Genomic DNA, 23,563 nt, shown 5'->3' on the forward strand with positions numbered 1-23,563 from the left:
GCGGTTGATGCCGCGCGGTACAGGGACCATCCTGGACGATATGGAGCAGGCCTCCGCCGCGGCGGTCATCGATGCCCGGGGCATCGTGACGGGGTGGAGCGAGGGTGCCCGGACACTGACGGGATACCCGGCCGAGGAGGCCGTGGGCCGGTCGGTGGCGGCACTGCTCGCCGAACCCCCCGCCGCCACGTCCGTGGCCGCGCTGGCCGGCCCGGTGGTGCTACGACACCGGGACGGCTCCCCGCTCCCGCTCACCGTGCGGGCGTGCGCGGTGCTCGGCGCGGACGGCGCACCGGACGGATACGTCCTCACCGCCGACCCCGGCCCCACTCTTGCCGAGCAGGCCTTCGAACAGGCGTCGATGTCCCTGTCCGTCTTCGACACCGGGCAGCGCTATCTCCGCGTCAACGACGTCGCCTGCCGCGTGATGGGAGTCCCGGAGGACGTCCTCATCGGCCGGTTCTTCCCGGAGACCGTCGAGGACGCCGAACACAGCCGGGGCTTCCTCCGCAACCTGCGCCAGGTCGTCGAGACGGGCAGACCGGTCCGCTACGACAGCTGGGCGGGCGCCCCCGCCCTGAACCGGGAGCACGCCTGGAGCATCGAGATGTGGCCGCTCAGGGACCCCTCCGGGGAGCTGACGGCGGTCGCCCTCGCGGCGTTCGACAGCACCGAGCAGTACCTCGCCCGGCAGCGCCTGGCCCTGCTGAACGAGGCGGCGACCTGCATCGGCACCACCCTCGACGTGGTGCGCACCGCCGAGGAACTGGTGGAACTGCTGGTGCCGCGGTACGCCGACTTCGCCAGCGTCGACCTGCTGCCGTGGGTGCTCGGCGCCGACGAGCTGCCGCAGGACCCGGAGGGCGAGATCGTGCTGCGCCGCGTGGCCCACGGTTCCGTCACCGAGGGCGCGCCGGACGCCGCCGTGCACCTCGGGCAGGCGGATGTGTACCCGCTGTCCTCGCCGCCCGTGCGGGCCCTGCGCTCGGGGCGGGCGGTGCGCGGCCAGGCGGGCGAACCCGACTTCGTGCGCTGGGTGGCGGACCGCAACGCCCGTTCTCCCGAAGGCCGTCCGCACCGCAAGGGCGTCCACTCGATGATCGCGGTGCCGCTGCGGGCGCGCGGCACGACCCTCGGCGTCGCGGTGGCCGTCCGGATGGCGCACCCGGACGACTACGCGGAGGACGACGCCGTACTCGCCGAGGAGCTGGCCAGCCGGGCCGCCGTCTGCATCGACAACGCCCGCCGTTTCGCCCGCGAACGCAGCACCGCGCTGGCCCTGCAGCACACCCTGCTGCCCAGAGGACTGCCCGGACAGGCCGCGGTCGAGGTGGCGCACCGCTACCGGCCCTCCGGTTCGCTCGCGGGCATCGGCGGCGACTGGTTCGACGTGATCCCGCTGTCCGGCAGCCGGGTCGCCCTCGTCGTCGGCGACGTCGTCGGACACGGCATCGCGTCCTCGGCGACCATGGGCCGCCTCTGTACGGCCGTCCGCACACTCGCCGACGTGGACCTCCCGCCCGACGAACTCCTCACCCACCTCGACGACTTGGTCACCCACCTCGCGTCCGACGACACCGGCGACGAGGTCGCGGAACTCGGCGCGACCTGCGTCTACGCCGTCTACGACCCCGTCTCGCGCCGCCTCACCATGGCCGCCGCCGGACACCCACCGCCGGCCCTCGTGCTGCCCGACGGGACCGCGAGCCTCGTCCCCATGACCTCGGGACCACCGCTCGGAGTCGGCGGACTCCCTTTCGAGGCCGTCGAGTTGGAGCTGCCCGAGGGCGCAGTCGTCGCCCTGTACACGGACGGTCTGATCGAGGACCGGGACCGCGACGTCGACCACGCCACCGCCGAACTGTGCCGCGCGCTCACCGCCTCCGCGGACTCCCTGGACGCGCTGTGCGACTCGGTGCTGAAGGCCGTGATGCCGGAGGAACCGAGCGACGACGTGGCCCTGTTGCTGGCACGCACCCGCGCGCTGGGCGGCGACCGGGTCGCCACCTGGGACATCGAACCGGACCCCGCGCGCGTGGCCGGGGCCCGGCAGGCCGCCACCGACCAACTCGCCGCCTGGGGACTGGAGGAGGAGGCCTTCGTCACCGAACTCGTCGTCAGCGAACTCGTCACCAACGCCATCCGCTACGGCCAACCGCCCATCCAGCTCCGCCTGATCCGCGACCGCGCCCTCATCTGCGAGGTCTCCGACGGCAGTTCGACCTCACCGCATCTGCGCCGCGCCCACGCCTACGACGAGGGCGGACGCGGACTTCTCCTCGTCGCCCAGCTCACCCAGCGGTGGGGGAGCAGGCAGACAGGCAGCGGCAAGACGATCTGGGCGGAGCAGCCGCTGCCTCCCGACTGACGGAACCGTTCGCCGACATCAGGGCCCGACTGAACGGACCGCTCACTCGAAGGGGCAGCCGGGGTTCGGCGCGTCCTCCGAGAACGGCGACCCGTGCGGCAGGACGTACAGCACGTCCAGGACGAGCGGCGTCTTCCCCAGATTGCGGCCGATGTGCACGTTGCCCGCCCCGGCCGGCTCCTGGATAGTGCTGCCCTTCCGGTACACGCCGTCGGAGGCGCAGCTGGAGTCGAAGTGGCTGAGCGTGCCCTCCTTGACGATTCCGTACAGGGGGCCGTCGTGGTAGTGCCAGCCGGTGGCCTGGCCGGGCGGAATGGTGATCTCGCGCACCGTGTAGTCGGTGTCGCCGATCGTGGTCTGGCTGATCAGCTTGGCGGTGACGCCGGGCCCGGCTGGGGTCGCCTGGGCGACGGTGCCGCCGGCCAGCAGGGCGGCGGTGGCCACCGCTCCGGTCACGGCGGTACGGAACGCGGTGCGCATACGGGAACCTTCCGGTGAGATCGTGAGCCTCCGCCGTGAACATAGAGGCAGGGAAGGCGAGTTGGGGGTGGGAACACGCAACTTCCACCCCCGGATTCTCAGAATTCCTCGTGCGTTTCCGGGTCCCCGCCCAGCCGCTGCGGGGCGTGGTCGGAGAGGGCGGCCAGCTGGGCCGGGCCGAGTTCGAAGCCGAAGATGTCGAGGTTGGCGCGCTGCCGGTCCGGGTCGGCCGACTTGGGGATCGGGACCGCCCCGAGCTGGGTGTGCCAGCGCAGCACCACCTGCCCCGGCGTGACACCGAAGGCCTCCGCGACCGTGACGACGGTCGGGTCGTCGAGCAGCGCGGAACCGCGTCCGAGAGGGCTCCAGCTCTCGGTGAGAACGCCCTTCTCGGCGCCGAAGGCGCGCAGCTCGTCCTGTGGGAACAGCGGATGCAGCTCGATCTGGTTGACGGAGGGCAGTACGCCGGTCTCCTTCTCCAGCCGTTCGATGTGCCCGGGCGTGAAGTTGGAGACACCGATCGACCGGACGAGGCCTTCCTCGCGGAGCTTGATCATCGCCTTCCAGGAATCGACGTACTTGCCGACGCGGGGCAGCGGCCAGTGGATCAGATACAGGTCCACGTACTCCACGCCCAGCCGCGCCCGGGACTCCTCGAAGGACGCGAGGGTCTCGTCGTAGCCGTGGTGGCGGCCCGGGAGCTTCGTCGTCACGACGATCTCCTCGCGCGGCACACCGCTGCGCGCGATGCCCCGGCCGACGCCGGTCTCGTTGCGGTAGTTCGTCGCCGTGTCCACCAGGCGATAACCCATGCGCAACGCGCCGTCGACGGCCTCCTCGGCCGTCGCGTCGTCCATCGGCCAGGTGCCCAGTCCGATGGCGGGGAGCTGCGTTCCGTCGTTGAGCGTGTGCGTCGGGATGCTGATCACGGTCGACCTTCCCTTGACTGTGCGGTACAGCCAGTATGGGCGTCCGGGAGCCCTGTCGCCTCGTGCGGTGATCGCTGTCACGATCTTCTTGAACCCGGTACGACCTGGGTACGACCCGGTGGGCACGACCGACCGAGCGGGTACGACGACGGAGCGCGCATGACGAAGGACAGCGGTACGACGGACGGGGCGGTGCCGGTGGACGGCATGGAGGTGAAGCCGGCCGCCGGGCACATCGGGGCCGAGATCACCGGTGTCGATCTGGCCGGTGAACTCGACGACGCCGTGGTGGCCGCGATCCGGGCGGCGGTGCTGCGCTGGAAGGTCGTGTTCTTCCGGGACCAACCGCTCGATCACGCCGGGCATGTGGCGTTCGCGCGCAGGTTCGGCGAACCGGTCGTGCTCGGCCGGCGCGGCAGCGCCTCACCGGCCGGCTTCCCCGAGGTCGAAACGACCTCCGACCGGCTGGAGTTGGGCGGCCGGTTCGGCATGGAGCACGAGGAGTGGCTGGAGCGCCGCCGGCACACCCTGCTGCGCGGCTGGCACTGCGACCACGGCGCCCGTGTCGACCCGCCGGCCGCGACGATCCTGCGCGCGGAGACCGTCCCGCCGTACGGCGGTGACACCACCTGGTCCAACCTGGCCGCCGCCTACGCCGGACTGTCGCAGCCGGTACGGGAGTTCGTGGACGGACTGCGGGCCGAGCACCGGCTCGGCGTCGGCTACCAGCCGCGGCCCGGCGACGACGCGTACGTCCGCCATCTCCTGGACCACCAGGTCGCCTCGGTGCACCCGCTGGTACGGGTGCATCCCGAGACGGGGGAGCGGGTGCTGTTCGTCAACGGCTACTACCTGGAGCAGATCACCGACATCTCCCGCGCGGAGAGCGCCGCGATCCTGGACATGCTGCTCGCGCAGGCGACCAGGCCCGAGTACACCGTCCGGTTCCGCTGGGAGCCGGGCAGCGTGGCCTTCTGGGACAACCGGGCCACCATCCACCTCGCCCCCAGCGACAACGCCCACCTCGGCTTCCCCCGGACCATGCACCGGGTGATGCTCACCGGCGACATACCGGTGGGCGTCGACGGGAAGCCGTCGGAGCCGATCGTCGGCACCGAGCCCGGCCGCTGGTGACACCCGGGTCAGGCGGGGGGCTGCCATCCGAGCGCCGGGCCCAGCTTCGTCGCCATGTCCGTGAGGATCTGCACATAGTCCTCGTGCTCGAAGGTGAACGGCAGCGCGAACGCCACCTCGTCGATCTCCCTGAACGCGGCGTGCGCGCCCAGGAGTTCGGCGATCTCCTCCGAGGTGCCGACGATGTCCGGCGCGAACATCAGCCGGGCCGGGCCCTGCGGTGACGTCGTACGGGGAGTGCGCCTGCGGGCGAACTCCTCGTACTTCGCGCGCTGTTCGGGCGACGCGGAGTCGGTGGGGATCACGACCAGGCCCTGGGAGACACGGGCGGCGTCGCCGTCGGGGTGGTGGGCGCGGAACGTGCGGATGTGGGAGAGCTGGATCTCCGCGAAGTCCCTTGACTCGTCCGGCCCTTCGGCCTTGACGACGCTGCTCGTCAGGAAGTTCATGCCGTGTTCGCCGGCCCACTTCGCCGAACTCGCGCTGCCGCCGCCGTACCAGAGGCGACGGCCCAGACCGGGGGAGTGCGGCTGGACCCGGTCGGAGAACACCTCGAAGCCCTCGACGCCGCTGAAGTCGGTGGCCGGCTTGCCGCGCACGAAGTCCACGAGCCGCCGGACCCGCTCGTAGCTGAAGTCCTCGGCGTCGGCCGTGTCGGGGTACAGCGCTTCTTTGACCTGGTCGTAGTGCATCGGCGGGCCGACGCTGACGCCCGGGTTGATCCGGCCCCCGGACAGGATGTCGACGGTCGCCAGGTCCTCCGCCAGCCGCAGCGGGTTCTCCCAGCCCAGCGGGATCACCGCGGTGCCGAGCTCGATACGGCTGGTGCGCTGCGAGGCCGCCGCCATGATCGCGACGGGGGAGGAGATGCCGTACTGGAGATGGCGGTGGCGCAGCCAGGCGCTGTCGAAGCCGAGCCGTTCGCCGAGTTCGATGATCTCCAGCGTCGACTCGTGGCCCCGGCGCGGATCGGCCTCTTCGAAGAGGCCGATCGTGAGGAAGCCCAGCTTCCGCAGCGGGCGTGAGGTGGGCGGCACGGGCTCCTCCGGCGGTCGTACGTCAGTGCTGTTCTGTCCCGATTGTGGCAGGTGAACGTTGCGGGCGTGTGATCAGCGCAGCGGAATGACGATCTCGTCCTCGACCGGCGGGTCGATCTCCTGGGCGCGGTTGCCGGTGGCCGCGAAACAGCGCAGGCGCACCGCCTCCGGGGTGACGTCCAGCCGCAGGAAGCACTTGAAGAACGGCGGGCTGTACGTCACCGAGCCGGGCGAGAACAGCTGCGTGTAGATCTTGCGCACCGGGAGCCGGAAGCGGGAGGTTCGGTCCGGACGGCCGCCCGCGCCCAGCAGGCTCGCGACCAGCCGGATCCGCCGGGTGACGCGGACCGGCGGGCCCGGGGTGCGGGTCGGCGGGATGCCGAGGCGCTCGCAGATCACGGCCGACGCCTCGGCCTCGGTGAGGGTGAAGAACCGGCTCAGGCGCAGTCGGCGCCCGTAGAGCCGGCTGTAGAAGGCCAGGGAGTCGCCGCGCAGCGGATAGCAGCGGAAGTCCTGCTCGGTGACGCCCGCGATGTCGACGCGCGGGACGGTGTGGGTCGCGTGCATGAACGCGCCGCCGCCACCCGAGACCACGTACTGGAGCGTGCGCCCGTCGTCCAAACGCACCGGATAGCGCTGGTAGTTGTGGATGTCGCCGCCGATCGCCGCCACGAAGTGGTGGTCGGGATCGCGGACGATGTCGTCGACCGTGCCGCCGCCCTCGATGGCGCAGGGGTCGTACTTGCCGTCGACGTAGAGCGGCGAGCCCGTGACGAGGATCTTCGGCGTCGGCCCCTTCGCCACCTCCCGCAGCCAGGCGCCCTGTTCGGCGTCGATCGTGCCCAACAGGCCCGTGTCGATACCGATGATCCGTACCGGTCCCGCGTCGATCGCCCAGTACGGGCCCGGCTGGACCGCCTGTTGGAGCGGGGAGGAACGCAACTCCCGTTCCTTGTCCAGGTGTTCGCCGTCGGACGGGCGGGGGTGGTGCCACAGCAGCGAGCGCCACCAGGCCCGGGTCAGCGGGCGCGGCTTCGACTCCGGCGTGGGCAGCGCGGGCGCGTCGTCGCAGAAGACGCGCATGAAGCCGCCGAGGCCCTCGTACCAGTCGTGGTTGCCGGGTATCGCGTAGATGGGCGCCGGATAGTCCTGGTACGGGCGGAAGAACTTCGTGCCGTAGTCGTCCGCGGTGCCGACGGGATAGATGACGTCGCTGGCTATGACCGCGAAGTCCGTTCCCTGACTGACCTTCAGAAACCCTGGAACGACGGCGTATTGGGGATCGTCGCCCTCGCCCGTGTCACCGATGACCATGAAGGAGAAGGTGTCCGCGTCCTCGCGCCGGATCACCTTGTCGGCGGAGGCGCCGGCCGCCGTGCGCTGTGCGACCCAGCGGCTGCGGGTGTCGCCGGTCGGGTCCCCGAACCAGGACGCCAGCACACCGTTGCGCGCGGCCCACAGGGTCTTCGGATTCAGCCACGAGACCTTCTGGACATGGGTCGGCATGAGCTGCTGGTACGCGCCGCGCTCCGCGGTGCCCCAACCGGCACCCTCGGCGGTATCACGTGAGGATTCAGACACCGGCGAACCGTAACAACGAGCCATGGCGGGGCGAGAGGCGGGGGCCTGGCAACATCAACTCGACGACGCTCAACCGAAAGGCCCCCGCATGCCCGGCGAAGCCGACTTCATCGATCTGCTCCCCGACCCCGAACTCCGGTCGGACCGGCTGCTGTTGGGCATCCGTCACTTCGACGAACCCTTCCTCCTCACCGTCTCCCTCTCCCAGGGCCTCGGCTCCAGCGACCTGTGGCTGGACCGGGGCAGGGCGGGCAAGGCGCGGCTCGCGGAGTTCCGGCGGATCGGCGACCGGGTCCTGTTCGCGGTACGTAACAAGCACTTCCTCACCTCCGGCGACGAGGCCGCCGTACGGGCCGGGGACGAGTCGTTCGCGCTGTCCGTGGTGTGGAGCGGGCCCGTGCTGCGGGAGGAGGACGGGGCGGTGGTCGTCGACGCGACCGGCCTGGTCGTCGCCGACCACGACCGGGTCGCCGAGCATCTGCACGCACACGAGCAGGGCGACTACACGATCGACGGGTCGGCGAGCCTCCCGCTCGTCGCCGACAGCCGCACCGGCCCGCGCGCCGTCCGGCTGCCCGCGCTCCTCACCTTCCGGGGACCCGGCCGGGGCAGGGCGGTCCAGGCCGTGGCCGCCGATCCGCGCGCCCTCACCGTCGTCCAGCAGCTCAACCTGATGCGGCTGCCCGCGACCCCGCTGCCCGTCCGCCGCTACCACCCCGCCTCGGGCGGCTACGGCATCGGCTACGCCGACCACGGCCTCGTCGGCCGGGCGGGCACCCAGGTCAGGTTCCAGCCCCGCTTCCGCGCGGAACCCGGCGGCGACCCGATCGTCTTCCAGGTCGACCCGGCCGTCCCCGAACCCTTCCGCTCGGCAGTCGTCGAGGGCGGCAACTGGTGGCAGCGGGCCTTCGCCCGGATCGGCCTCCCGGACGCCTACCGGGTCGAGCCCGGTGGCGCCGGCTTCGACCCCTACGAGCCCGGCGTCAACGGCGTGGTCTGGGTGCACCGGGCCGGCCGCGGCTGGTCCCTCGGGCAGGGGCTCACCGACCCGCGCACCGGCGAGATCCTGCACGCCCGGGTACGGCTCGGCTCCCAGCGCGTCGAGCAGGTCCGCGCCCTCGGCGAGTCGCTCCTCGCCCCCTACGGCCGCCAGGACGAGGCCGAACGGCTCGCCGCCGTCGAGGAGTTGGTGCTCGCCCGGCTCCGCCAGCTGGCCGCGCACGAGATCGGCCACGCACTCGGCTTCATGCACAACTTCGCCGGTAGCGGGCACTCCGAGCCGTCCGTCATGGACTACCCGCACGCCCGCATCCGTGTCACCGAGGAGGGCGATCTCGACCTCTCCGCGGCGTACGGCACCGAACTCGGGCCGTGGGACCACTACTTGGTCGCGCACGCCTACGGACGGTTCGGCGAAGGCGAAGGCTCGACCGAGGAGGACACCGCGCTCGCCGCGCTGCGCCGCGAAGCCGCCGAGGCCGGTCTCACCTACGTCTCCGACGAGGACGCCCAGGGCCCGCACGCCGCGCACGCCGACGCCGTGCCCTGGGTGAGCGGATCGGACGCCCTCCAGTCGCTGGAGACGATGCTTCGAGTCCGCCGTATCGCCCTGGACGGATTCTCCGCCGGGGTGCTGCCGCCCGACCGGCAGACCGGCGAACTGGAGGAACGCGCCGCGCTGTTGCACCTCCTGCACCGGCACGAGGTGGCGGCCGTGGCCCGGCTGGTGGGCGGGGTGCGCTACGCGTACGGGCTCGCGGGCGAGGCCGGCCGGGGCACGGAAGCCGTCGACGCGGCCACTCAGCACACGGCACTGACCCGACTCGCCGAACTACTGCGCGCCGAACAACTCGCCCTGCCGCACGCGGTGTTGGACACCCTCACCCCACCCGCGATCCGCTACGGCCGGACGGAGCAGTACCTCGACACGGGCGCCGGACGGATCTTCGACCCCTTCGAAGCCGTACGGACCGCGACCGCCCTGGTGACAGAGCGGTTGCTGGACCCGGCCCGGCTCAACCGGGTCGCCTGGCAGCACACGGCCGACCCCGAGGTGCCCGGTGTCGCCGACATCGTCGACGCGCTCGTCGCCACGACCTGGCGCCGGAGCGACCCCGTGCCCGGGGAACTGCCCGGCGGAGCCGCCGTGCAGCACGCGGCGGACTGGACGCTCCTGAACCACCTGCTGACCCTGCTCGACGACACCACGCTGCACACTCCGGTGCGGATGTCCTTGCGCGGTGCCGTGCGGCGGCTCGCGACGGAGCTGCGCTGCCAGGGCGACGAACAGGCGCGTGAGGCCGGGGAGTTGATCCGCGCATTCCTCGCCGACCCCGGCTCGGTGCGGCTCGATCCGCTGCCCCGGGTGCCGCCGGGCGCGCCCAACTGAGGCGCCCCGCTATCGGGGTCTGCGGCGGCTCGTGGTCGAACTCGGGCCGTGGCGACCGCTGTTGGTCTCCACGGCCCGGGGGGCCGCGGAGTCCCGTGCGGCGAAGGCCGAATCCGCTTGCCTGTCAGCGGCTTTCGGGGCGATGGGGTGCCGGGCGAAGGAACGGTCCCAGTTGCCCTCGCCCATCACCAGCAGCGGGTCGAACATCACCACGACCCCGGCCAGCAGCAGGAAGATGACCGGGCCCAGCAGCATGGGCAGGAGCAGCGAGGTGGCGGAGTCGCCCGTCCACGCCCCTCCGGTGCTGTGCAGATGGACGCTCACGGCGGCCATGGCCGTGTAGTGCATCCCGGACACGGCCACGCCCATCACCAGGCTGGCGCCCAGGCTCGCGAGGAAACCCCGGATGGAAACGGCCGCCCACAGGGCCGCCGTGGCGGCGACGATCGCGATCGCGATGGAGAGGACGACCGTGCTGGTCCGGTACTCGATGGTGCCGTTCAACTTGAGGGCTGCCATGCCGAGATAGTGCATTGCGGCGACCCCGAGGCCGGTGATGACGCCCGCCGCGGCGAGCGTACCGGTGGTGGCGCCGCGATATCCCACGATGAACACCCCGACGGCCACCATGACGATCGCCACGGCCAGACTCAGCACCGTGAGGCCGGCGTCGTAGCCGATGCGGGTCTCCTCGACCTGGAAGCCGATCATCGCGATGAAGTGCATCGTCCAGATGCCGGTGCCGATGGATGTCGCGCCCAGCGCGAGCCAACCCGCCTTCCAGGAATGTTCGTTGTGCAGGGACCGCACCACGCAGCGCAGTCCCAGAGCACCTCCCAGGCAGGCCATCAAATAAGCCGCCACCGGAGTCACCGCACCGTAGCGGAACCCGTCGATCGTGCCTTGCATGAGCCAACTCCCCCCAGAGTCCTGGCTGCTTGTGGGGGGAGTATGTACGAATCGGGGCCGGGCCGCGCACCGCTTTCACATCTGTACTTGACGAAGTCTCCACTTTCAGGGATCACTTGAGGCGCATCGGGGGCGATACGCGGACAGATGCGGTCAGCCGGTCAGGGCTGTCAGGGCTGCTGCGGCTTCTCGCGGTCGATGAAGTCCTTGGCCTTGTCCTGCGCCATGTCGACCTGCTTGGCGTGCTTGCCGCCGGTGCGCTCGTCGATCATGTCTCCGGCCTTGTCCACGCCCTGCTTGGCCTTGTCGGGGTTCTGGCCGAGCATTCCCTTGACCTTTTCCATGAACGACATGGGTGTCCTCCTTCGGACGTGCGTTGGCCCTCCCAGCATCCCCCGCGTTCGCGCAAGCCGCATTTCGGTGCCGTGCGTCAGGCGGGCACCAGCGGTTCGTGTCCGTCGGTGGCGCGGGCCCCACGCGTGCGGGACACGGCGAGCGCGAGTGCCTGGAGGACCGCTCCGGTCAGGCCCACGGACAGGGCGAAGCGGTAGCCGACGTGGTCGGCGAGGAGCCCGCCCAGCGGCGCCCCGATCGCCACCATTCCCCAGTTGAACGAGCGGATCGTGGCGTTCATCCGGCCGCGCAGCCGGTCCGGTGTGACCGCCTGGCGGTAGCTCATCTCCACCGGGCTCTCGAGCGAGATCGCGGCGGACACCACGAAGAAGGCCGCGGACACGGAGACCAGTGCCCACGGCCCGCGGTGGGCGAGGACCAGCGGCAGCCAGCCGACGGCGGCGAGGAGCCGGCCCGCGATCAGGGTGGCGCCGACGTCGAGCCTCTTCGCCACCCGTCCCGAGAACGCGCCGCCGAGCACTCCGCCGAGTCCCGCACAGGCGTAGGTCACCCCCAGGCCGAAGTCCCCGATCCGCAGGTCACGCAGCGCGAAGACGACGAAGACCGTACTGACCACGGTGTTGAAGAGAAGCATCAGATGCGAGGTCAGCGCGATGGAGGCCAGGGTCCGGTGGCGGTAGACCCAGGCCACTCCCTCCCGCAGCTCGCTCATGAGACCGCGCCGCGCTCCCCGGTCGGGCACCGGATCGGGGGCCCGCACCGAGGTGAGCAGCAGACCGGAGGCCAGATAGCTGGCCGCGTCCACGAGTACGGCGACCGGTGCGCCCAGCAGCTTGATCAGCACGCCGGCGATCAGCGGCCCGGTCGACCCGGCCACCGCGTCGGCCTGTCCCACCCGGGCGTACCCCGCGTTGAGAAGTTCTCGGGGAACCAGCTGGGGGACGTAGGACTGGTTGGCCGCGTCGAAGAAGAGGCAGAGCACCCCGAAGGCGAAGACGCACGCGCACAGGGTGGCGATGTCGAGCCGTTCAAGCGCGTACAGCAGCGGAATCGCGCCGAGCAGTGCGGCCCGGCCGAGGTCCATGGCCACCAGCACCGGCTTGCGTCGGCAGCGGTCCACGAGGACTCCGGCCACCAGGCCGAAGAGCAGATAGGGCGCCCAGCGGGCCGCGTTGACCAGGCCCACCTCGGTGGCGGACGCGTGCAGCGTGACGGCGGTGAGGATCTGCAGGGCGAGCCCCGTCACCTGCGAACCGAACGCCGAGACCGCGGAGGCCGTCCAGAAGCGCGCGTACCCGGGAACATCCACGAGTCGGGGCATGATCGGACCGTACCCGGCGGGCCCCTTCCGTCACCTTCGCGAACGGCAAGTGGCCGGTCCGCGACGCCGGTTGGGCCCGGGGACAGAGGGAAAACCCTTGAGTGCCCCGACCCTGCGTGACATGGACGGGTCAACGCTGTCATCCTCCACGCAGTTACCCCACGGATCCTCCATGGATCGGTCAAAGTTCGGTCGGCCCCGCACAGCTCAGCTCTCCCGGACAGCAGACCCGGCTGTCCGGTCTGTCACCGGCCGCGTCCGCGGCCGTCGCAGGAGGAGTACGAGTGAGACGCATCCCCCGCAAGCGGACCGCGGTTGGAGCCCTGATCTCCACCGCCGCGCTCCTCGCCGTCGGCATCCAGTCGGTTCCGGCGAGCGCGAAGCCCGCGTCCCCCCACCCCAGCCCGCTGCGCACCGGCAGCCTGGAGGCGAAGCTCACCCCGGCACAGCGCACCGCCCTGGTGAAGACCGCCACCGCGAACAGCACGAAGACCGCCCGCACCCTCGGCCTCGGCGCCAAGGAGAAGCTGGTCGTCAAGGACGTCGTCAAGGACAACGACGGCACCGTCCACACGCGCTACGAGCGCACCTACGCCGGTCTGCCCGTCCTCGGCGGCGACCTCGTCGTGCACACCCCGCCCGCCGCGCAGGCGACCGGCACGGTGAGCGCGACCTTCAACAACAAGCACACCCTCACCGTCCCCTCCACCACCGCGTCCGTCGCCAAGTCGGCGGCCGAGACCAAGGCCCTCACCACGGCGAAGACGCTCGACGCGAAGGCGCCGAGCACCGACAGCGCCCGGAAGGTCATCTGGGCCGGCGACGGCAGCCCGAAGCTCGCCTGGGAGACGGTGATCGGCGGCTTCCAGGACGACGGCACCCCGAGCCAGCTGCACGTCATCACCGACGCCACCACCGGCAAGGAGCTCTCCCGCTTCCAGGGCATCGAGACCGGCACCGGCAACACCCAGTACAGCGGCACGGTCTCGCTGAGCACCACGCTGTCCGGCTCGACGTACCAGCTGTACGACACCACGCGCGGCGGTCACAAGACGTACAGCCTGAACAACGCCACGTCCGGCACCGGCACCCTGATGACGGACGCCGACGACGTGTGGGGCACCGGCGCGGGCTCCAACACCCAGACCGCGGGCGCCGACGCGGCCTACGGCGCCCAGACGACCTGGGACTTCTACAAGAACACGTTCGGCCGCAGCGGCATCAAGAACGACGGCGTCGCCGCCTACTCGCGCGTCCACTACAGCACGGCGTACGTCAACGCCTTCTGGGACGACAGCTGCTTCTGCATGACCTACGGCGACGGCTCGGGCTCCACGCACGCGCTGACCTCGCTGGACGTGGCAGGGCACGAGATGAGCCACGGCGTCACGTCGAACACGGCCGGGCTCAACTACACCGGTGAGTCGGGCGGGTTGAACGAGGCGACCTCCGACATCTTCGGCACGGGCGTCGAGTTCTACGCCAACAACAGCAGCGATGTCGGCGACTACCTCATCGGCGAGAAGATCGACATCAACGGCGACGGCACGCCGCTGCGCTACATGGACAAGCCGAGCAAGGACGGCGGCAGCGCGGACAGCTGGTACTCCGGTGTCGGCAACCTCGACGTCCACTACTCCTCGGGCCCGGCGAACCACATGTTCTACCTGCTCTCCGAGGGCAGCGGCACCAAGGTCATCAACGGCACCACCTACACCAGCACCACCTCCGACGGCGTGGCCGTCGCGGGTATCGGCCGGGCCGCGGCCCTGCAGATCTGGTACAAGGCACTGACGACGTACATGACGTCCAGCACCAACTACGCCGCCGCCCGCACCGCCGCGCTCAACGCGGCAGCGGCGCTGTACGGCACAAGTTCCGCGCAGTACGCGGGAGTCGGCAACGCCTTCGCCGGCATCAACGTCGGCAGCCACATCACCGTGCCGACCAGCGGGGTCACGGTCACCAACCCGGGCAGCCAGTCCTCCACCGTCGGTACGGCGGTCAGCCTGCAGATCGCGGCCAGCTCCACCAACAGCGGCACCCTGACGTACGCCGCGACCGGACTGCCGACCGGCCTGTCGATCAGCTCCACGGGCGCCATCACCGGCACCCCGACGACCGCGGGCACCTACAGCACCACGGTGACCGTCACCGACAGCACCGGGGCGACCGGCACCGCGTCCTTCACCTGGACCGTCAGTTCCAGTGGCGGGGGCGGCAGTTGCACCTCGACGCAGCTGCTGGGCAACGCGGGCTTCGAGTCGGGCAACACCACCTGGACCGCGACCAGCGGGGTCATCACCAGCTCCAGCAGCCAGGCGGCCCGCACCGGTTCGTACAAGGCCTGGCTCGACGGCTACGGCTCGACCCACACGGACACGCTGTCCCAGTCGGTGACGATCCCGAGCGGCTGCACGGGGACGACGTTCACCTTCTACATTCACATCGACACGGCCGAGACCACCACCAGCACGGCTTACGACAAGCTGACGGTCACCGCCGGATCGACCACCCTGGCCACCTACTCGAACCTCAACGCGGCCAGCGGCTACGTGGCGAAGTCCTTCAGCCTGTCGGCCTTCGCGGGGACCACGGTCGCCCTGAAGTTCAGCGGGGTCGAGGACTCCTCGCTCCAGACCAGCTTCGTGATCGACGACACCGCCGTCACGACCAGCTGATCCGCTCCACCTGTTCCGTCCGGCACCCCGCACGCGCCCCCAGGCGTGCGGGGTGTTCCGGTCTTGTTCAGCTCAGCGGGTCCAGCGTCAGATAGGCCTGCTGCGGGTTCCCGTCGTTCACCAGGGACTCCTGGGCGCCGACGTCGTCGAACGCGAACGCGTACGCCTTGCCGTCCGCCATCTGCGCGTGGATCTTGCGCGCGTACTGGTTGGTCACCGTGTCCACGTAGAAGTTCGCCGTGGTGGTGTCCGGCTGGTTGGGGTTGACCAGGAGCGTGGAGCGGTTGTAGCCCGCGCACAGCGTGCGCGAAATCGGGCCGCGCACCAGGTCGTTGGGGGCGTCGAGGTACTTGTAGCAGCCGAAGATGCTGGCCGCGTCCGGCTTCTGGAAGGTGGTGACGACCGCGCCGGAGCTGTTGGTGAAGTTCATGACGTTGCCCGACACCCGGCCGTAGTACTTGGTGTTCGGCTGGTCGGCGAACGGTGTCACGGTCAGCGTCGACGACGCGTACTTCGACCAGACGCGGTTGATGTAGTCGTCCATCACCGTGCTCGGGAGGGCACCCGTCTCTATCCCGTACGTCGGTGAGAGCGCTCGCAGCACCGTGCCGTCGGACCGGGTCTGGATCAGGTTGGCCCAGCCGCCCGGCTGTCCGCGCAGCGCGTTGAAGAACCCGGTGTAGCCACCCGACTTGAGGTGCCCGGTGCTGGCCGTGCTCCCGTCGGACCGCTGCACCCCGACCGCGTACGGCGCCGAGAACATGTCCACCTGGGTGCTGTTGATCCACAGCCCGGAGTCGTTGAGCGTGTACTCGGACCAGTTGAAGAGGATGTTGCGGTTCGGGTCGGTCGGGTTCTGCACGGCCGGCTGCACCAGGCCGCCGGTGGTCAGCTTGAACACGAGCTTCTGACCGTACGAGAAGTAGATGCGGCCCGAGAACTTGGGGATCCGGATGGTGGTGGACTGTCCGGCCGCCGGGCCCGCGATCGACGCGTCCGGTGCCGGAGTGGGCGGGTTGCCGCCGGCCGGCCAGGCGTGGAACGTGCCGGCCGCGTCGGCCCAACCCTGTTGGCCGGTGGCCAGGTTGGTGCCCAGGTTGTAGATGTAGACCGCGTCGCCGCGGCCCGAGTTGTTGGTGATCTTCAGCGGGATCGTGGCGGGCACCGCCGCGTCCGCCGTCAGCGGTGTGGCCAGCGCGAGCATCGTGGCCACCGCGGTCGCGGCGCCCAGTCGGCGCAGGATTCTGCCGAGCACTACTCACCTCCGTGTGGGGGGTGTACGAGAAATTGGTCCGTACCTGTGTGAGAGCGCTCTCAGAGTCGCGCCGAGGCGCGAGCATGTCAATGAGTTGAACGAAAGGTGCCCACGGCAACTCGCTCCGTGGGCACCTGGATTGAATCAGTGAAAGCGGTCCGTCGATCAGAACGTACGGTTCAGCAGATCGAGCAGCGCGACCCAGTGACGCTCGTCGGCCTCCGCGTTGTACGACGAGGTGTCGGCCTGCGTGTAGCCGTGCTGCGCGCCCGGGTAGACCTCGCAGCGGTGCCGGACGCCCGCCGCGGTGAGCGCGTCGTCGAACCGCTTGATCTGGTCCTCGGGCAGCGAGGGATCCTGGTCGGCGTGGCCGAAGTACACCTCGGCGGTGAGGTGTTCGGCGGCCAGGTGCGGGCTGTTCGGGTCGTCGGTGGCCAGCCGCCCGCCGTGGAATCCGCCCACCGCCGCCACCCGGTCCGGGTAGGCGCCGGCGGTGTACAGCGCGAGGCGGGCGCCCAGGCAGTACCCGGTGATCGCGACCGGCCCGTCGGCGACCACGGGGGACTCGGCCAGCCAACGGAGATAGGCACCGGCGTCCCGCTCGATCAGATCGGGGGTCAGCCCCATGATCAGCGGGCCGACCTTCTGGAAGATCTCCGGCCGGGCCTCGGGATCGATGAACTCGGGCAGCTCGACCACCGGTGCGCGGCCGTGCCGGTAGAACACGTTCGGCACGAGGACCGTGTAGCCGGCCTCGGCCAGCCGGTCGGCCATCGCCTCGAGGTGGGGACGGAGCCCGAAGGCGTCCTGGTAGAGCAGCACGGCCGGACGGGGGCGCTCGTCGCCGGGGTGCACCAGATAGGCGTCGGCGATGCCGTCCTCGGTGGGGATGTCCACGGCGGTGCCCTGTACGGCGGTCATGGCGGGGGTGCCTCCCAGCGGTTCGGCGCCGGGCCTGCTGCCGACCCGGAGCGGCGTGTTCCGATCATCGTGGCACGCCTGCCCACGGCCCCGCCGCCGGGGTCACTCGAAGCGGGAGACGTCCCCCGCGCCCTTGCGGACGATCTCGGCCTCGCCGCTGGAGAAGTCGATGACCGTCGTCGGTTCCGTGCCGCAGTCACCGGAGTCGACCACCGCGTCCACCACGTGGTCGAGCCGGTCCTTGATCTCCCAGCCCTGGGTCATCGGCTCCTCCTCGTCGGGCAGGAGCAGGGTGCTGGACAGCAGCGGCTCGCCCAGCTCGGCCAGCAGCGCCTGGGTGACGACATGGTCGGGGATGCGCACGCCCACGGTCTTCTTCTTCGCGTTCAGCAACTGGCGCGGCACCTCCCTCGTCGCCGGGAGGATAAAGGTGTAACTGCCGGGCGTGGACGCCTTGATGGCGCGGAACACGTCGTTGTCGATGTGCACGAACTGGCCCAGCTGGGCGAAGTTCTGGCACACCAGCGTGAAGTGGTGCCGGTCGTTCAGCTGCCGGATCGTACGGATCCGCTCCATGCCCTCACGGTTGCCGAGCTGGCAGCCCAGCGCGTAGCAGGAGTCGGTCGGATACGCGATCAGCGCACCCGACCGCACACTGTCCGCGACCTGCGAGATGGTGCGGGGCTGCGGGTTGTCCGGGTGCACGTCGAAGTACTTGGCCACCCGCCGAGCTTATGCCGTACGGCCACGGGTCGCCGCGCGGCCCCTCACCCCGCCCGAATCGCATGGGCGTACCCCGGCGAAACCGGGGAAGCCGACCAGTGCGCTCGGGGCTCTCCCCCGAACCCGGGCAGGACGGCTCCGCCGGCGGCTCCCCTCCGAGGCCGCGGCGGAGCCGTTCCGGCGCCGGGTGCGCGAGCCGCCGTACGGATTCATCGGCGGTGCTCAGCCGCGCAGCCGTACTGGGATCTCCTGCCAGCCGAAGGCGATGAAGGACGGCACCTGGAGCAGGGTGTCCGGGGCGACGGCGAGGCGGGCGTCAGGGAAGCGGTCGAAGAACGCGGGCAGCGCGGTCAGGGCCTCCACCCGGGCCAGCGGCGCGCCGATGCAGCGGTGCACGCCGATGCCGAAGGACAGGTGGTCGTCGGCGCCGCGGGCCGCGTCGAAGACGTCCGCGTCGGGGCCGTAGTGCGCGGGGTCGAGCCCGGCCGCCGCGTACGTGGTGATGATGGCGTCCCCGGCCGGGACGGTGACGTCGCCGACGGTGAGGTCGCTGACCGCGAACCGGAGCGGCAGCGAGGCGATGGAGGGATGGACGCGCAGGGTCTCGTCGACGACCGCGTCCCAGGTGATGTTCCCGGCGCGTACGTCCGCGAGCTGCTCGGGGCGCTTGAGCAGGGCGACGATCGCGTTGCCGATGAGGTTGACGGTCGTCTCGAAGCCCGCGCCGATCACCAGCAGCAGCGTGTACAGCAGTTCCTCGTCGCTGAGCCGGTCGCCGTCCTCGTCCCGCACCCGGATCAGTTCGGTGGTGAGGTCGTCGCCGGGGTGTTCGGTGCGGTGGGCGATCAGCGCGGGCAGTACGGTGCCGATCTGCTGCTGGACGAACGCCGCGTGTTCCGGGGAGGGGTCGGAGGTGTCCATGATGGCCGCGATGAGCCGCGCGGTGTCGGCCACCAACTCGTCCGGTACACCGAAGAGTTCGCAGATGATCCGCATCGGCAGGGGATGCGCGAGGGCGGCCCTGATGTCGACCACCTCGGCGTCGTCGGCCGCCACCGCGTCCAGCAGTTCCGCCGTGATCGTCTCCACCCGGGCCCGCATCGCCTCGGTGCGGCGGTGCGTGAAGCTCGGCGCCACGAGTTTGCGCAGCCGGGAGTGGTCGGCGCCGTACGTGGAGAGCATGTTGACGACGCCGATCCAGCCCAACACCCAGCCCCAGGAAGGGTGTTCGCCCAGCTCGGGCCACAGGCGCCAGTGCAGCCGGGGGTCCCTGCTGACTTGCGGGTCGAGGATCAGTTCCTTCAGGGTGTCGTAGCCGGTGGGTGCCCAGGCGGGGATGCCGCCGGGCAGTTCGACGGGCACGATCGGGCCGAGGGCACGCAGCTTGGCGCTCTCGGCGGCCATGTCGGCGCCGAACGGGTCGAGGGCGATGCGGTCGGACACGGTCACGACGGGTCTCCTGGCTGGTCGGGGGAGCGGGGGCTGAACCGCACGGGCAGCGATGTGAGCGAGCGGTGGAAGGGGCCGGGACGCCAGGTCAACTGCTCCCGTTCCACGACGGGTTCGAGGTCGGGCAGCCACAGGGTGAGCCGCTCGATCGCCTCCGTCGCGATGAGCAGCGTGTGCCGCTTGACCGGGCAGGCGTGCGGGCCCGCCGACCACGACAGGTGCGAGGCGTCCTTGGGATGCCGGCCGCTGACGACCTCCTGCTCGGCGAAGTGCGCGAGCGCGCCGTACGAGACGACCACCGGGATCGCCGGCCTGATCCACGCACCGTGGAAGGTGACGGGCGAACGGGCGTAGTGGATCCCGTAGTTGGCGAGCGGGGTCTCGTGGTGCAGGACCTCCACCACGGCGTCCATCACCGGGCGGGCGCCACTGGTCAAAGTGGAGTAGTAGACCGAGGTGCCGAGGATGCGGGACAGGGCGTTGGACACCAGGTTCGCGGTCGGTTCGTGTCCCGCGCCCAGGGTGAGGAACACCTGCCAGGCGACCTCCTCCGGACTCAGCCCGGCCGGATGGTCCAGGAGCCAGCTCGGCAGATCGTCGCCCCGTAACTCGGCCTTGGCGGCGACGAGTTCGAGGACGTAGCCGCCGAACTCGGCCTCGCCCTCGGCCGCTTGGGCACCGCCCTCCATCATCATGCCCAGCGCCCGGTCCAGTCGCTCGCTCTGGCTGTCGGGCAGTCCGAACAGGCTGTTGAAGACCAGCGCCATCAGCGGCCGGGCGAACTCGCCCACCAGATCGGCCTGTCCGCGCGGCCCGATCCGGCTCACCAGGACATGGACCGCCCGGTGCACCCGGTCCCGCAGGTCGTGCGGCTCGATCCGGTCGAAGGCGTCGATCAGCGAGGCACGGTAGCGGACGTGCGCGGCGCCGTCCGCGAACAGGGAGTTGGGCCGCCAGCGCATCATCCCGAGGACCGGCGAGTCCCCGGCGACCGTCGACTCCCACGGCCGGGGATCGTGCGAGAACGTGACGGTGTCGCGCAGCAGCTCCAGCGCGGCCCGCCGCTCGGTGACGACGTAAGCCGGTACGCCCGGGGCGAGTTCGGCCCAGCCGACCGGGCCCTGGGCGCGCAGGGCGGCGTAGTAGCCGTAGGGATCCAGCGCGAAGCCGTCCTCCCACAGCCGGACGGGTCGGACGGGGGACGAAGTGGTCACCGGTGCTCCGGAGGGTCGCGGTCGATCAGATGCTGGACCAGGGCGAGCAGCGCGTCGATCGACGACTCCGCGTCCCGGGCGTCGCAGGTCACCAGCGGGGTGTCCGGCGCCAGGTCCAGGGCGGCGCGCAGCTGTTCGTCGGTGTGGTGCCGGGGCGCGTCCGGAAAGGTGTTGAGGGCGACGGCGTACGGCAGCCCGCTCTCCTCGACCAGTCCGAGCATGTCGAAGGAGGCGTCGATGCGGCGGCTGTCGACCAGGACCAGCGCCCCGAGCGCGCCGTGCGAGATCTCCTCCCACAGCGCCCGGAACCGCTCCTGCCCGGGCGTGCCGAAGAGATACAGCACGATCCCGCCCGGGAGGCTGAGCCGCCCGAAGTCGATGGCGACGGTCGTCGTCGACTTCTCCCGTACCCCGTCGAGATCGTCCACGTGGACGGAGGCCTCGGTCAGCCGCTCCTCGGTGTGCAGCGGCCGGATCTCCGACACCGAGTCGATCAGGGTCGTCTTGCCCACCCCGAACGGGCCCGCGATCAGGATCTTCACCAACTCCTGTGCGGTGTCCGGCAGATGGATGCCGCTAGTCGTGCTTGAGGGCGCGTAGGCCATCGGCCACTCTCTTCAGCAGGTCGGGGTCGAAGGACTCGGCGGGCGGGATCGGGGCGCGGGCGAGCACCAGTCCCCGGTCGAGGAGACCGGCGGCCAGGACCCGTACCGCGGAGACCGGCAGCTCCAGCAGGGCCGCCGCCTCCAGGACCGTCAGCGAACCGCCGAACAGAGCGTCCAGCAGGGCGAGTTGAGCGGCGGGCAGCCCGGCGGGTACGGGCTCGCCGCTGCCGGAGAGCACCGTCAGCCGCTCCAGCTGCGGGCGGCTCGGCCGGGCCACCCCGCCGGTCGACAGATACGCGGGAACCAGAGGACGGCCGCCGCGGCGGCCCGTCATGCCGACGCGCCGCCGTCAACTCCCCGCGGAGCGGCGGCCATCGTCTTCTCGCCCAGCCGCGCCACCTGCGAGTGCACCCGGTGCGCGAGCAGATCGAGCCGCACCTCGGTGTCGCCGTAGGCCGCCACACAAGTCCCGTGATCCGTGGGGACGATGAGCACATACCCGTGGTCCGACTCGATCACCACCTGCCGGATCTCGGCGCCCTCCCGGTCGGCGAACGCCGCCGCCGCGGTACGGCACGCCCCCTGCACCGTGCTGGTGATCGCGGCGACCCGCTCGCCCGAGGCCTGGGACAGCGCGTCGGTGTACCCGCGCACCAGCCCGTCCCGGGTCAGCAGCACCGCGGCCACCACATGCGGCACCTCCAGGATCGGATCGAGCACCCACGCCGTGTCGCCCCCATCGCGGCTGATCATCTAGCCGCTCCCCCCTCGTAGTCGTTCCCGTTGTTCTTCTGATCGAGGTCGCGCACCGCCGGTCGCGGTCCCGCGGACTCTTCGTCCACGACGCTCGCGGCACGCGCGGCGGCCGTGCCGGACTGGAGCGCGCCGAGCGCCGCCGCGGCCTGCTCCGGGCGCCACTCCGACTGTGCCGGGGCGACGGGTACGGCCGGGGCTGTCTGCGCGTTCACGGCGGCGGCCGGGGTGCGGCGACGCCGGCGCGGCAGTCCGCCGGCGTCGGGGACGGCCTGGTGACCGGGCACCTCGGCCGCGGCCTGTTCGTCGCGCTCTGAGCCGTAGGAGTGGGCCGGGGAGGGCACGGACGCGCGGATGGGAGCGGGGGCCGGGCGGGTGGAGCGCGGGGCGCCCGCCGCGGGCGGCTGCCGCTCGGGGTCGATCCGGCTGAGGAGGTGGCTGTCGATCCGCAGGACCGCGCGGACACCGCCGTACGGGGAGGGCGAGGACACGTCGACACCGAGGTCGAACTGCCGGGTGAGGCGGCCGATCGCGGCGAACCCCATGCGCGGCGGGTCGCCCAGGTCGGTGAGCAGGACCGGGTCGGTACCGGACACCGTCCGCCGGGCGTGCTCGCGTTCGTCCGGGGTCATGCCCACGCCCGCGTCGTCGACGGTGACGCAGACGCCGTGATGGACGTGCTCCAGGTTGACCACGACCTCGGTGTCCGGGGCCGAGTGCCGCAGCGCGTTGTCGACGAGCTCGGCCACGATGATCGCGACCGGTTCGACGGCGTGCGAGACCAGCGCGGTACCGGCTTCGAGGTGGTTGTGCACCCGCACGCGGTGGTATCCGGCAAGACGGGCCTGCCCGCCGGTCACCGCCTCCACGAGGTGCGAGTCCTCACGGGCGAGCCCGACCCAGGCCCCGCACACGACCGCCGTGACCTGAGCCCGGCGCAGGGACTGCTCGTTCTCGTGGTCCAGCGTGAACAGGGTCTGCGTCAACTCCGGGTCGTCGTACCGCTGTTGGAGCGCCCGCAGGGCGTCCTGCAAGCGGTACAGCGCGGCCTGGATCTCCCGGGTGGCCCCGCGCATCCCGGCCTGCGCGGCGGCGTCGATACGGGTGCGCTGCGCGGTGAGTTCCGAACGCAGGGTGGTGAGCACGCTCTCGAGGGCGATCCCGAGGGGCGAGCCGATGAACTGCGGCTGCGCCGGTCCCGGTACGGTCACCCGGGGATGCGTCAACTGCCGGGCGACGGCCGGGATCCGCTGGACGGAGAGATGCTCGACCTCGGCCACGAACGCGGTCTGGACATCGGCCAGTCGGTCCCGCAGCTCCGCGATCTCCGCCCGTTGCAGGGCACGTTGACGCCGCGACCGCAGCAGACCGGCGCCGAGCGCCAGCGCGGACAGCGTGCCGGCGGCGAGCGCGCCGGTCACCAGGTCCGGTAATTCGGTCATCGAATCGAGTCCAAGAGA

General features: G+C 71.1%; 20 protein-coding genes. 4 read left to right on the forward strand and 16 right to left on the reverse strand.

What is annotated here, in order from left to right; all coding sequences use genetic code 11:
• Window positions 1–40 precede the first annotated feature (40 nt).
• The gene (locus SSP08S_RS23210) at window positions 41–2,368 is read left to right on the forward strand and encodes a SpoIIE family protein phosphatase (RefSeq protein ID WP_019070032.1); all 2,328 of its coding nucleotides are present in this window, start codon (window positions 41–43) and stop codon (window positions 2,366–2,368) included.
• A 42-nt stretch (window positions 2,369–2,410) separates the two neighbouring features.
• Here SSP08S_RS23210 and SSP08S_RS23215 read toward each other — a convergent pair whose 3' ends face one another.
• Both SSP08S_RS23215 and SSP08S_RS23220 read right to left on the reverse strand, forming a co-directional pair.
• Window positions 2,411–2,848 carry a cupin domain-containing protein gene (locus SSP08S_RS23215; RefSeq protein WP_019070033.1) on the reverse strand — a complete coding sequence of 146 codons (438 nt, stop codon included), beginning with the start codon at window positions 2,846–2,848 and terminating at the stop codon, window positions 2,411–2,413.
• A gap of 98 nt (window positions 2,849–2,946) precedes the next feature.
• Window positions 2,947–3,777 carry an aldo/keto reductase gene (locus SSP08S_RS23220; RefSeq protein ID WP_019070034.1) on the reverse strand — a complete coding sequence of 277 codons (831 nt, stop codon included), beginning with the start codon at window positions 3,775–3,777 and terminating at the stop codon, window positions 2,947–2,949.
• 159 nt (window positions 3,778–3,936) lie between these two features.
• Here SSP08S_RS23220 and SSP08S_RS23225 point away from each other — a divergent pair, with 159 nt between their 5' ends.
• Entirely contained in the window at window positions 3,937–4,911 is a 975-nt protein-coding gene (locus tag SSP08S_RS23225) for a TauD/TfdA dioxygenase family protein (RefSeq protein ID WP_019070035.1), read from the forward strand.
• 8 nt (window positions 4,912–4,919) lie between these two features.
• On the opposite strand, the gene SSP08S_RS23230 is transcribed toward SSP08S_RS23225, so the two are convergent.
• A complete protein-coding gene (locus tag SSP08S_RS23230) occupies window positions 4,920–5,948 on the reverse strand; it encodes an LLM class flavin-dependent oxidoreductase (protein ID WP_019070036.1) in 1,029 nt (342 codons plus the stop codon).
• Between the two features lie 72 nt (window positions 5,949–6,020).
• Window positions 6,021–7,529, reverse strand: coding sequence for a metallophosphoesterase family protein (locus SSP08S_RS23235; RefSeq protein ID WP_026178748.1), 1,509 nt, complete (start codon window positions 7,527–7,529; stop codon window positions 6,021–6,023).
• Between the two features lie 88 nt (window positions 7,530–7,617).
• Here SSP08S_RS23235 and SSP08S_RS23240 point away from each other — a divergent pair, with 88 nt between their 5' ends.
• The gene (locus SSP08S_RS23240; RefSeq protein WP_019070038.1) at window positions 7,618–9,918 is read left to right on the forward strand and encodes a zinc-dependent metalloprotease; all 2,301 of its coding nucleotides are present in this window, start codon (window positions 7,618–7,620) and stop codon (window positions 9,916–9,918) included.
• Window positions 9,919–9,927: 9 nt separating this feature from the next.
• Here the strand turns inward: SSP08S_RS23240 and SSP08S_RS55705 are convergent, their stop codons facing one another.
• From SSP08S_RS55705 to SSP08S_RS23255, 3 genes are all read right to left on the reverse strand, one after another.
• Entirely contained in the window at window positions 9,928–10,827 is a 900-nt protein-coding gene (locus SSP08S_RS55705; RefSeq protein WP_051105960.1) for an MHYT domain-containing protein, read from the reverse strand.
• 170 nt (window positions 10,828–10,997) lie between these two features.
• The gene (locus SSP08S_RS23250) at window positions 10,998–11,180 is read right to left on the reverse strand and encodes an antitoxin (protein WP_019070039.1); all 183 of its coding nucleotides are present in this window, start codon (window positions 11,178–11,180) and stop codon (window positions 10,998–11,000) included.
• A 77-nt stretch (window positions 11,181–11,257) separates the two neighbouring features.
• Entirely contained in the window at window positions 11,258–12,502 is a 1,245-nt protein-coding gene (locus SSP08S_RS23255; RefSeq protein WP_019070040.1) for an MFS transporter, read from the reverse strand.
• Window positions 12,503–12,786: 284 nt separating this feature from the next.
• Here SSP08S_RS23255 and SSP08S_RS23260 point away from each other — a divergent pair, with 284 nt between their 5' ends.
• Window positions 12,787–15,183, forward strand: coding sequence for a M4 family metallopeptidase (locus SSP08S_RS23260; protein ID WP_019070041.1), 2,397 nt, complete (start codon window positions 12,787–12,789; stop codon window positions 15,181–15,183).
• Window positions 15,184–15,250: 67 nt separating this feature from the next.
• Here SSP08S_RS23260 and SSP08S_RS23265 read toward each other — a convergent pair whose 3' ends face one another.
• The 9 genes from SSP08S_RS23265 to SSP08S_RS23305 form a co-directional block, all read right to left on the reverse strand.
• Window positions 15,251–16,438, reverse strand: coding sequence for a glycoside hydrolase family 64 protein (locus SSP08S_RS23265; protein ID WP_019070042.1), 1,188 nt, complete (start codon window positions 16,436–16,438; stop codon window positions 15,251–15,253).
• A gap of 165 nt (window positions 16,439–16,603) precedes the next feature.
• Window positions 16,604–17,359 (reverse strand): dienelactone hydrolase family protein, encoded by a 756-nt coding sequence (locus tag SSP08S_RS23270; RefSeq protein ID WP_019070043.1) that lies wholly within the window; start codon window positions 17,357–17,359, stop codon window positions 16,604–16,606.
• A gap of 102 nt (window positions 17,360–17,461) precedes the next feature.
• Entirely contained in the window at window positions 17,462–18,082 is a 621-nt protein-coding gene (locus SSP08S_RS23275) for an L-threonylcarbamoyladenylate synthase (RefSeq protein WP_019070044.1), read from the reverse strand.
• A gap of 222 nt (window positions 18,083–18,304) precedes the next feature.
• The gene (locus SSP08S_RS23280) at window positions 18,305–19,531 is read right to left on the reverse strand and encodes a cytochrome P450 family protein (RefSeq protein ID WP_019070045.1); all 1,227 of its coding nucleotides are present in this window, start codon (window positions 19,529–19,531) and stop codon (window positions 18,305–18,307) included.
• Window positions 19,528–20,745, reverse strand: coding sequence for a cytochrome P450 family protein (locus SSP08S_RS23285; protein ID WP_019070046.1), 1,218 nt, complete (start codon window positions 20,743–20,745; stop codon window positions 19,528–19,530). The genes SSP08S_RS23280 and SSP08S_RS23285 overlap by 4 nt, the downstream gene beginning before the upstream one ends.
• The gene (locus SSP08S_RS23290; RefSeq protein WP_026178749.1) at window positions 20,742–21,350 is read right to left on the reverse strand and encodes a GTP-binding protein; all 609 of its coding nucleotides are present in this window, start codon (window positions 21,348–21,350) and stop codon (window positions 20,742–20,744) included. The genes SSP08S_RS23285 and SSP08S_RS23290 overlap by 4 nt, the downstream gene beginning before the upstream one ends.
• On the reverse strand, window positions 21,322–21,684 hold the full coding sequence (locus SSP08S_RS23295) for a DUF742 domain-containing protein (protein ID WP_019070048.1): 363 nt from the start codon (window positions 21,682–21,684) through the stop codon (window positions 21,322–21,324). The genes SSP08S_RS23290 and SSP08S_RS23295 overlap by 29 nt, the downstream gene beginning before the upstream one ends.
• Window positions 21,681–22,103: a roadblock/LC7 domain-containing protein gene (locus tag SSP08S_RS23300; protein ID WP_019070049.1), complete on the reverse strand. Its 423-nt coding sequence runs from the start codon at window positions 22,101–22,103 to the stop codon at window positions 21,681–21,683. The genes SSP08S_RS23295 and SSP08S_RS23300 overlap by 4 nt, the downstream gene beginning before the upstream one ends.
• Window positions 22,100–23,545, reverse strand: coding sequence for an ATP-binding protein (locus tag SSP08S_RS23305; protein WP_019070050.1), 1,446 nt, complete (start codon window positions 23,543–23,545; stop codon window positions 22,100–22,102). Before SSP08S_RS23305 ends, SSP08S_RS23300 begins: the two co-directional genes overlap by 4 nt.
• Window positions 23,546–23,563: the final 18 nt, after the last annotated feature.

It is taken from the genome of Streptomyces hokutonensis, assembly GCF_000376565.1.
Lineage (GTDB): Bacteria > Actinomycetota > Actinomycetes > Streptomycetales > Streptomycetaceae > Streptomyces > Streptomyces hokutonensis.

Excerpts from the sequence above, each read along its gene's own strand:
- SSP08S_RS23295 (WP_019070048.1), bottom strand. The coding sequence starts at position 21,684 with ATGACGGGCCGCCGCGGCGGCCGTCCTCTGGTTCCCGCGTATCTGTCG.
- SSP08S_RS23255 (WP_019070040.1), bottom strand. The coding sequence starts at position 12,502 with ATGCCCCGACTCGTGGATGTTCCCGGGTACGCGCGCTTCTGGACGGCC.
- SSP08S_RS23305 (WP_019070050.1), bottom strand. The coding sequence starts at position 23,545 with ATGACCGAATTACCGGACCTGGTGACCGGCGCGCTCGCCGCCGGCACG.
- SSP08S_RS23250 (WP_019070039.1), bottom strand. The coding sequence starts at position 11,180 with ATGTCGTTCATGGAAAAGGTCAAGGGAATGCTCGGCCAGAACCCCGAC.
- SSP08S_RS23240 (WP_019070038.1), top strand. The coding sequence starts at position 7,618 with ATGCCCGGCGAAGCCGACTTCATCGATCTGCTCCCCGACCCCGAACTC.
- SSP08S_RS23225 (WP_019070035.1), top strand. The coding sequence starts at position 3,937 with ATGACGAAGGACAGCGGTACGACGGACGGGGCGGTGCCGGTGGACGGC.
- SSP08S_RS23215 (WP_019070033.1), bottom strand. The coding sequence starts at position 2,848 with ATGCGCACCGCGTTCCGTACCGCCGTGACCGGAGCGGTGGCCACCGCC.
- SSP08S_RS23290 (WP_026178749.1), bottom strand. The coding sequence starts at position 21,350 with ATGGCCTACGCGCCCTCAAGCACGACTAGCGGCATCCATCTGCCGGAC.
- SSP08S_RS23300 (WP_019070049.1), bottom strand. The coding sequence starts at position 22,103 with ATGATCAGCCGCGATGGGGGCGACACGGCGTGGGTGCTCGATCCGATC.
- SSP08S_RS23210 (WP_019070032.1), top strand. The coding sequence starts at position 41 with ATGGAGCAGGCCTCCGCCGCGGCGGTCATCGATGCCCGGGGCATCGTG.
- SSP08S_RS55705 (WP_051105960.1), bottom strand. The coding sequence starts at position 10,827 with ATGCAAGGCACGATCGACGGGTTCCGCTACGGTGCGGTGACTCCGGTG.
- SSP08S_RS23270 (WP_019070043.1), bottom strand. The coding sequence starts at position 17,359 with ATGACCGCCGTACAGGGCACCGCCGTGGACATCCCCACCGAGGACGGC.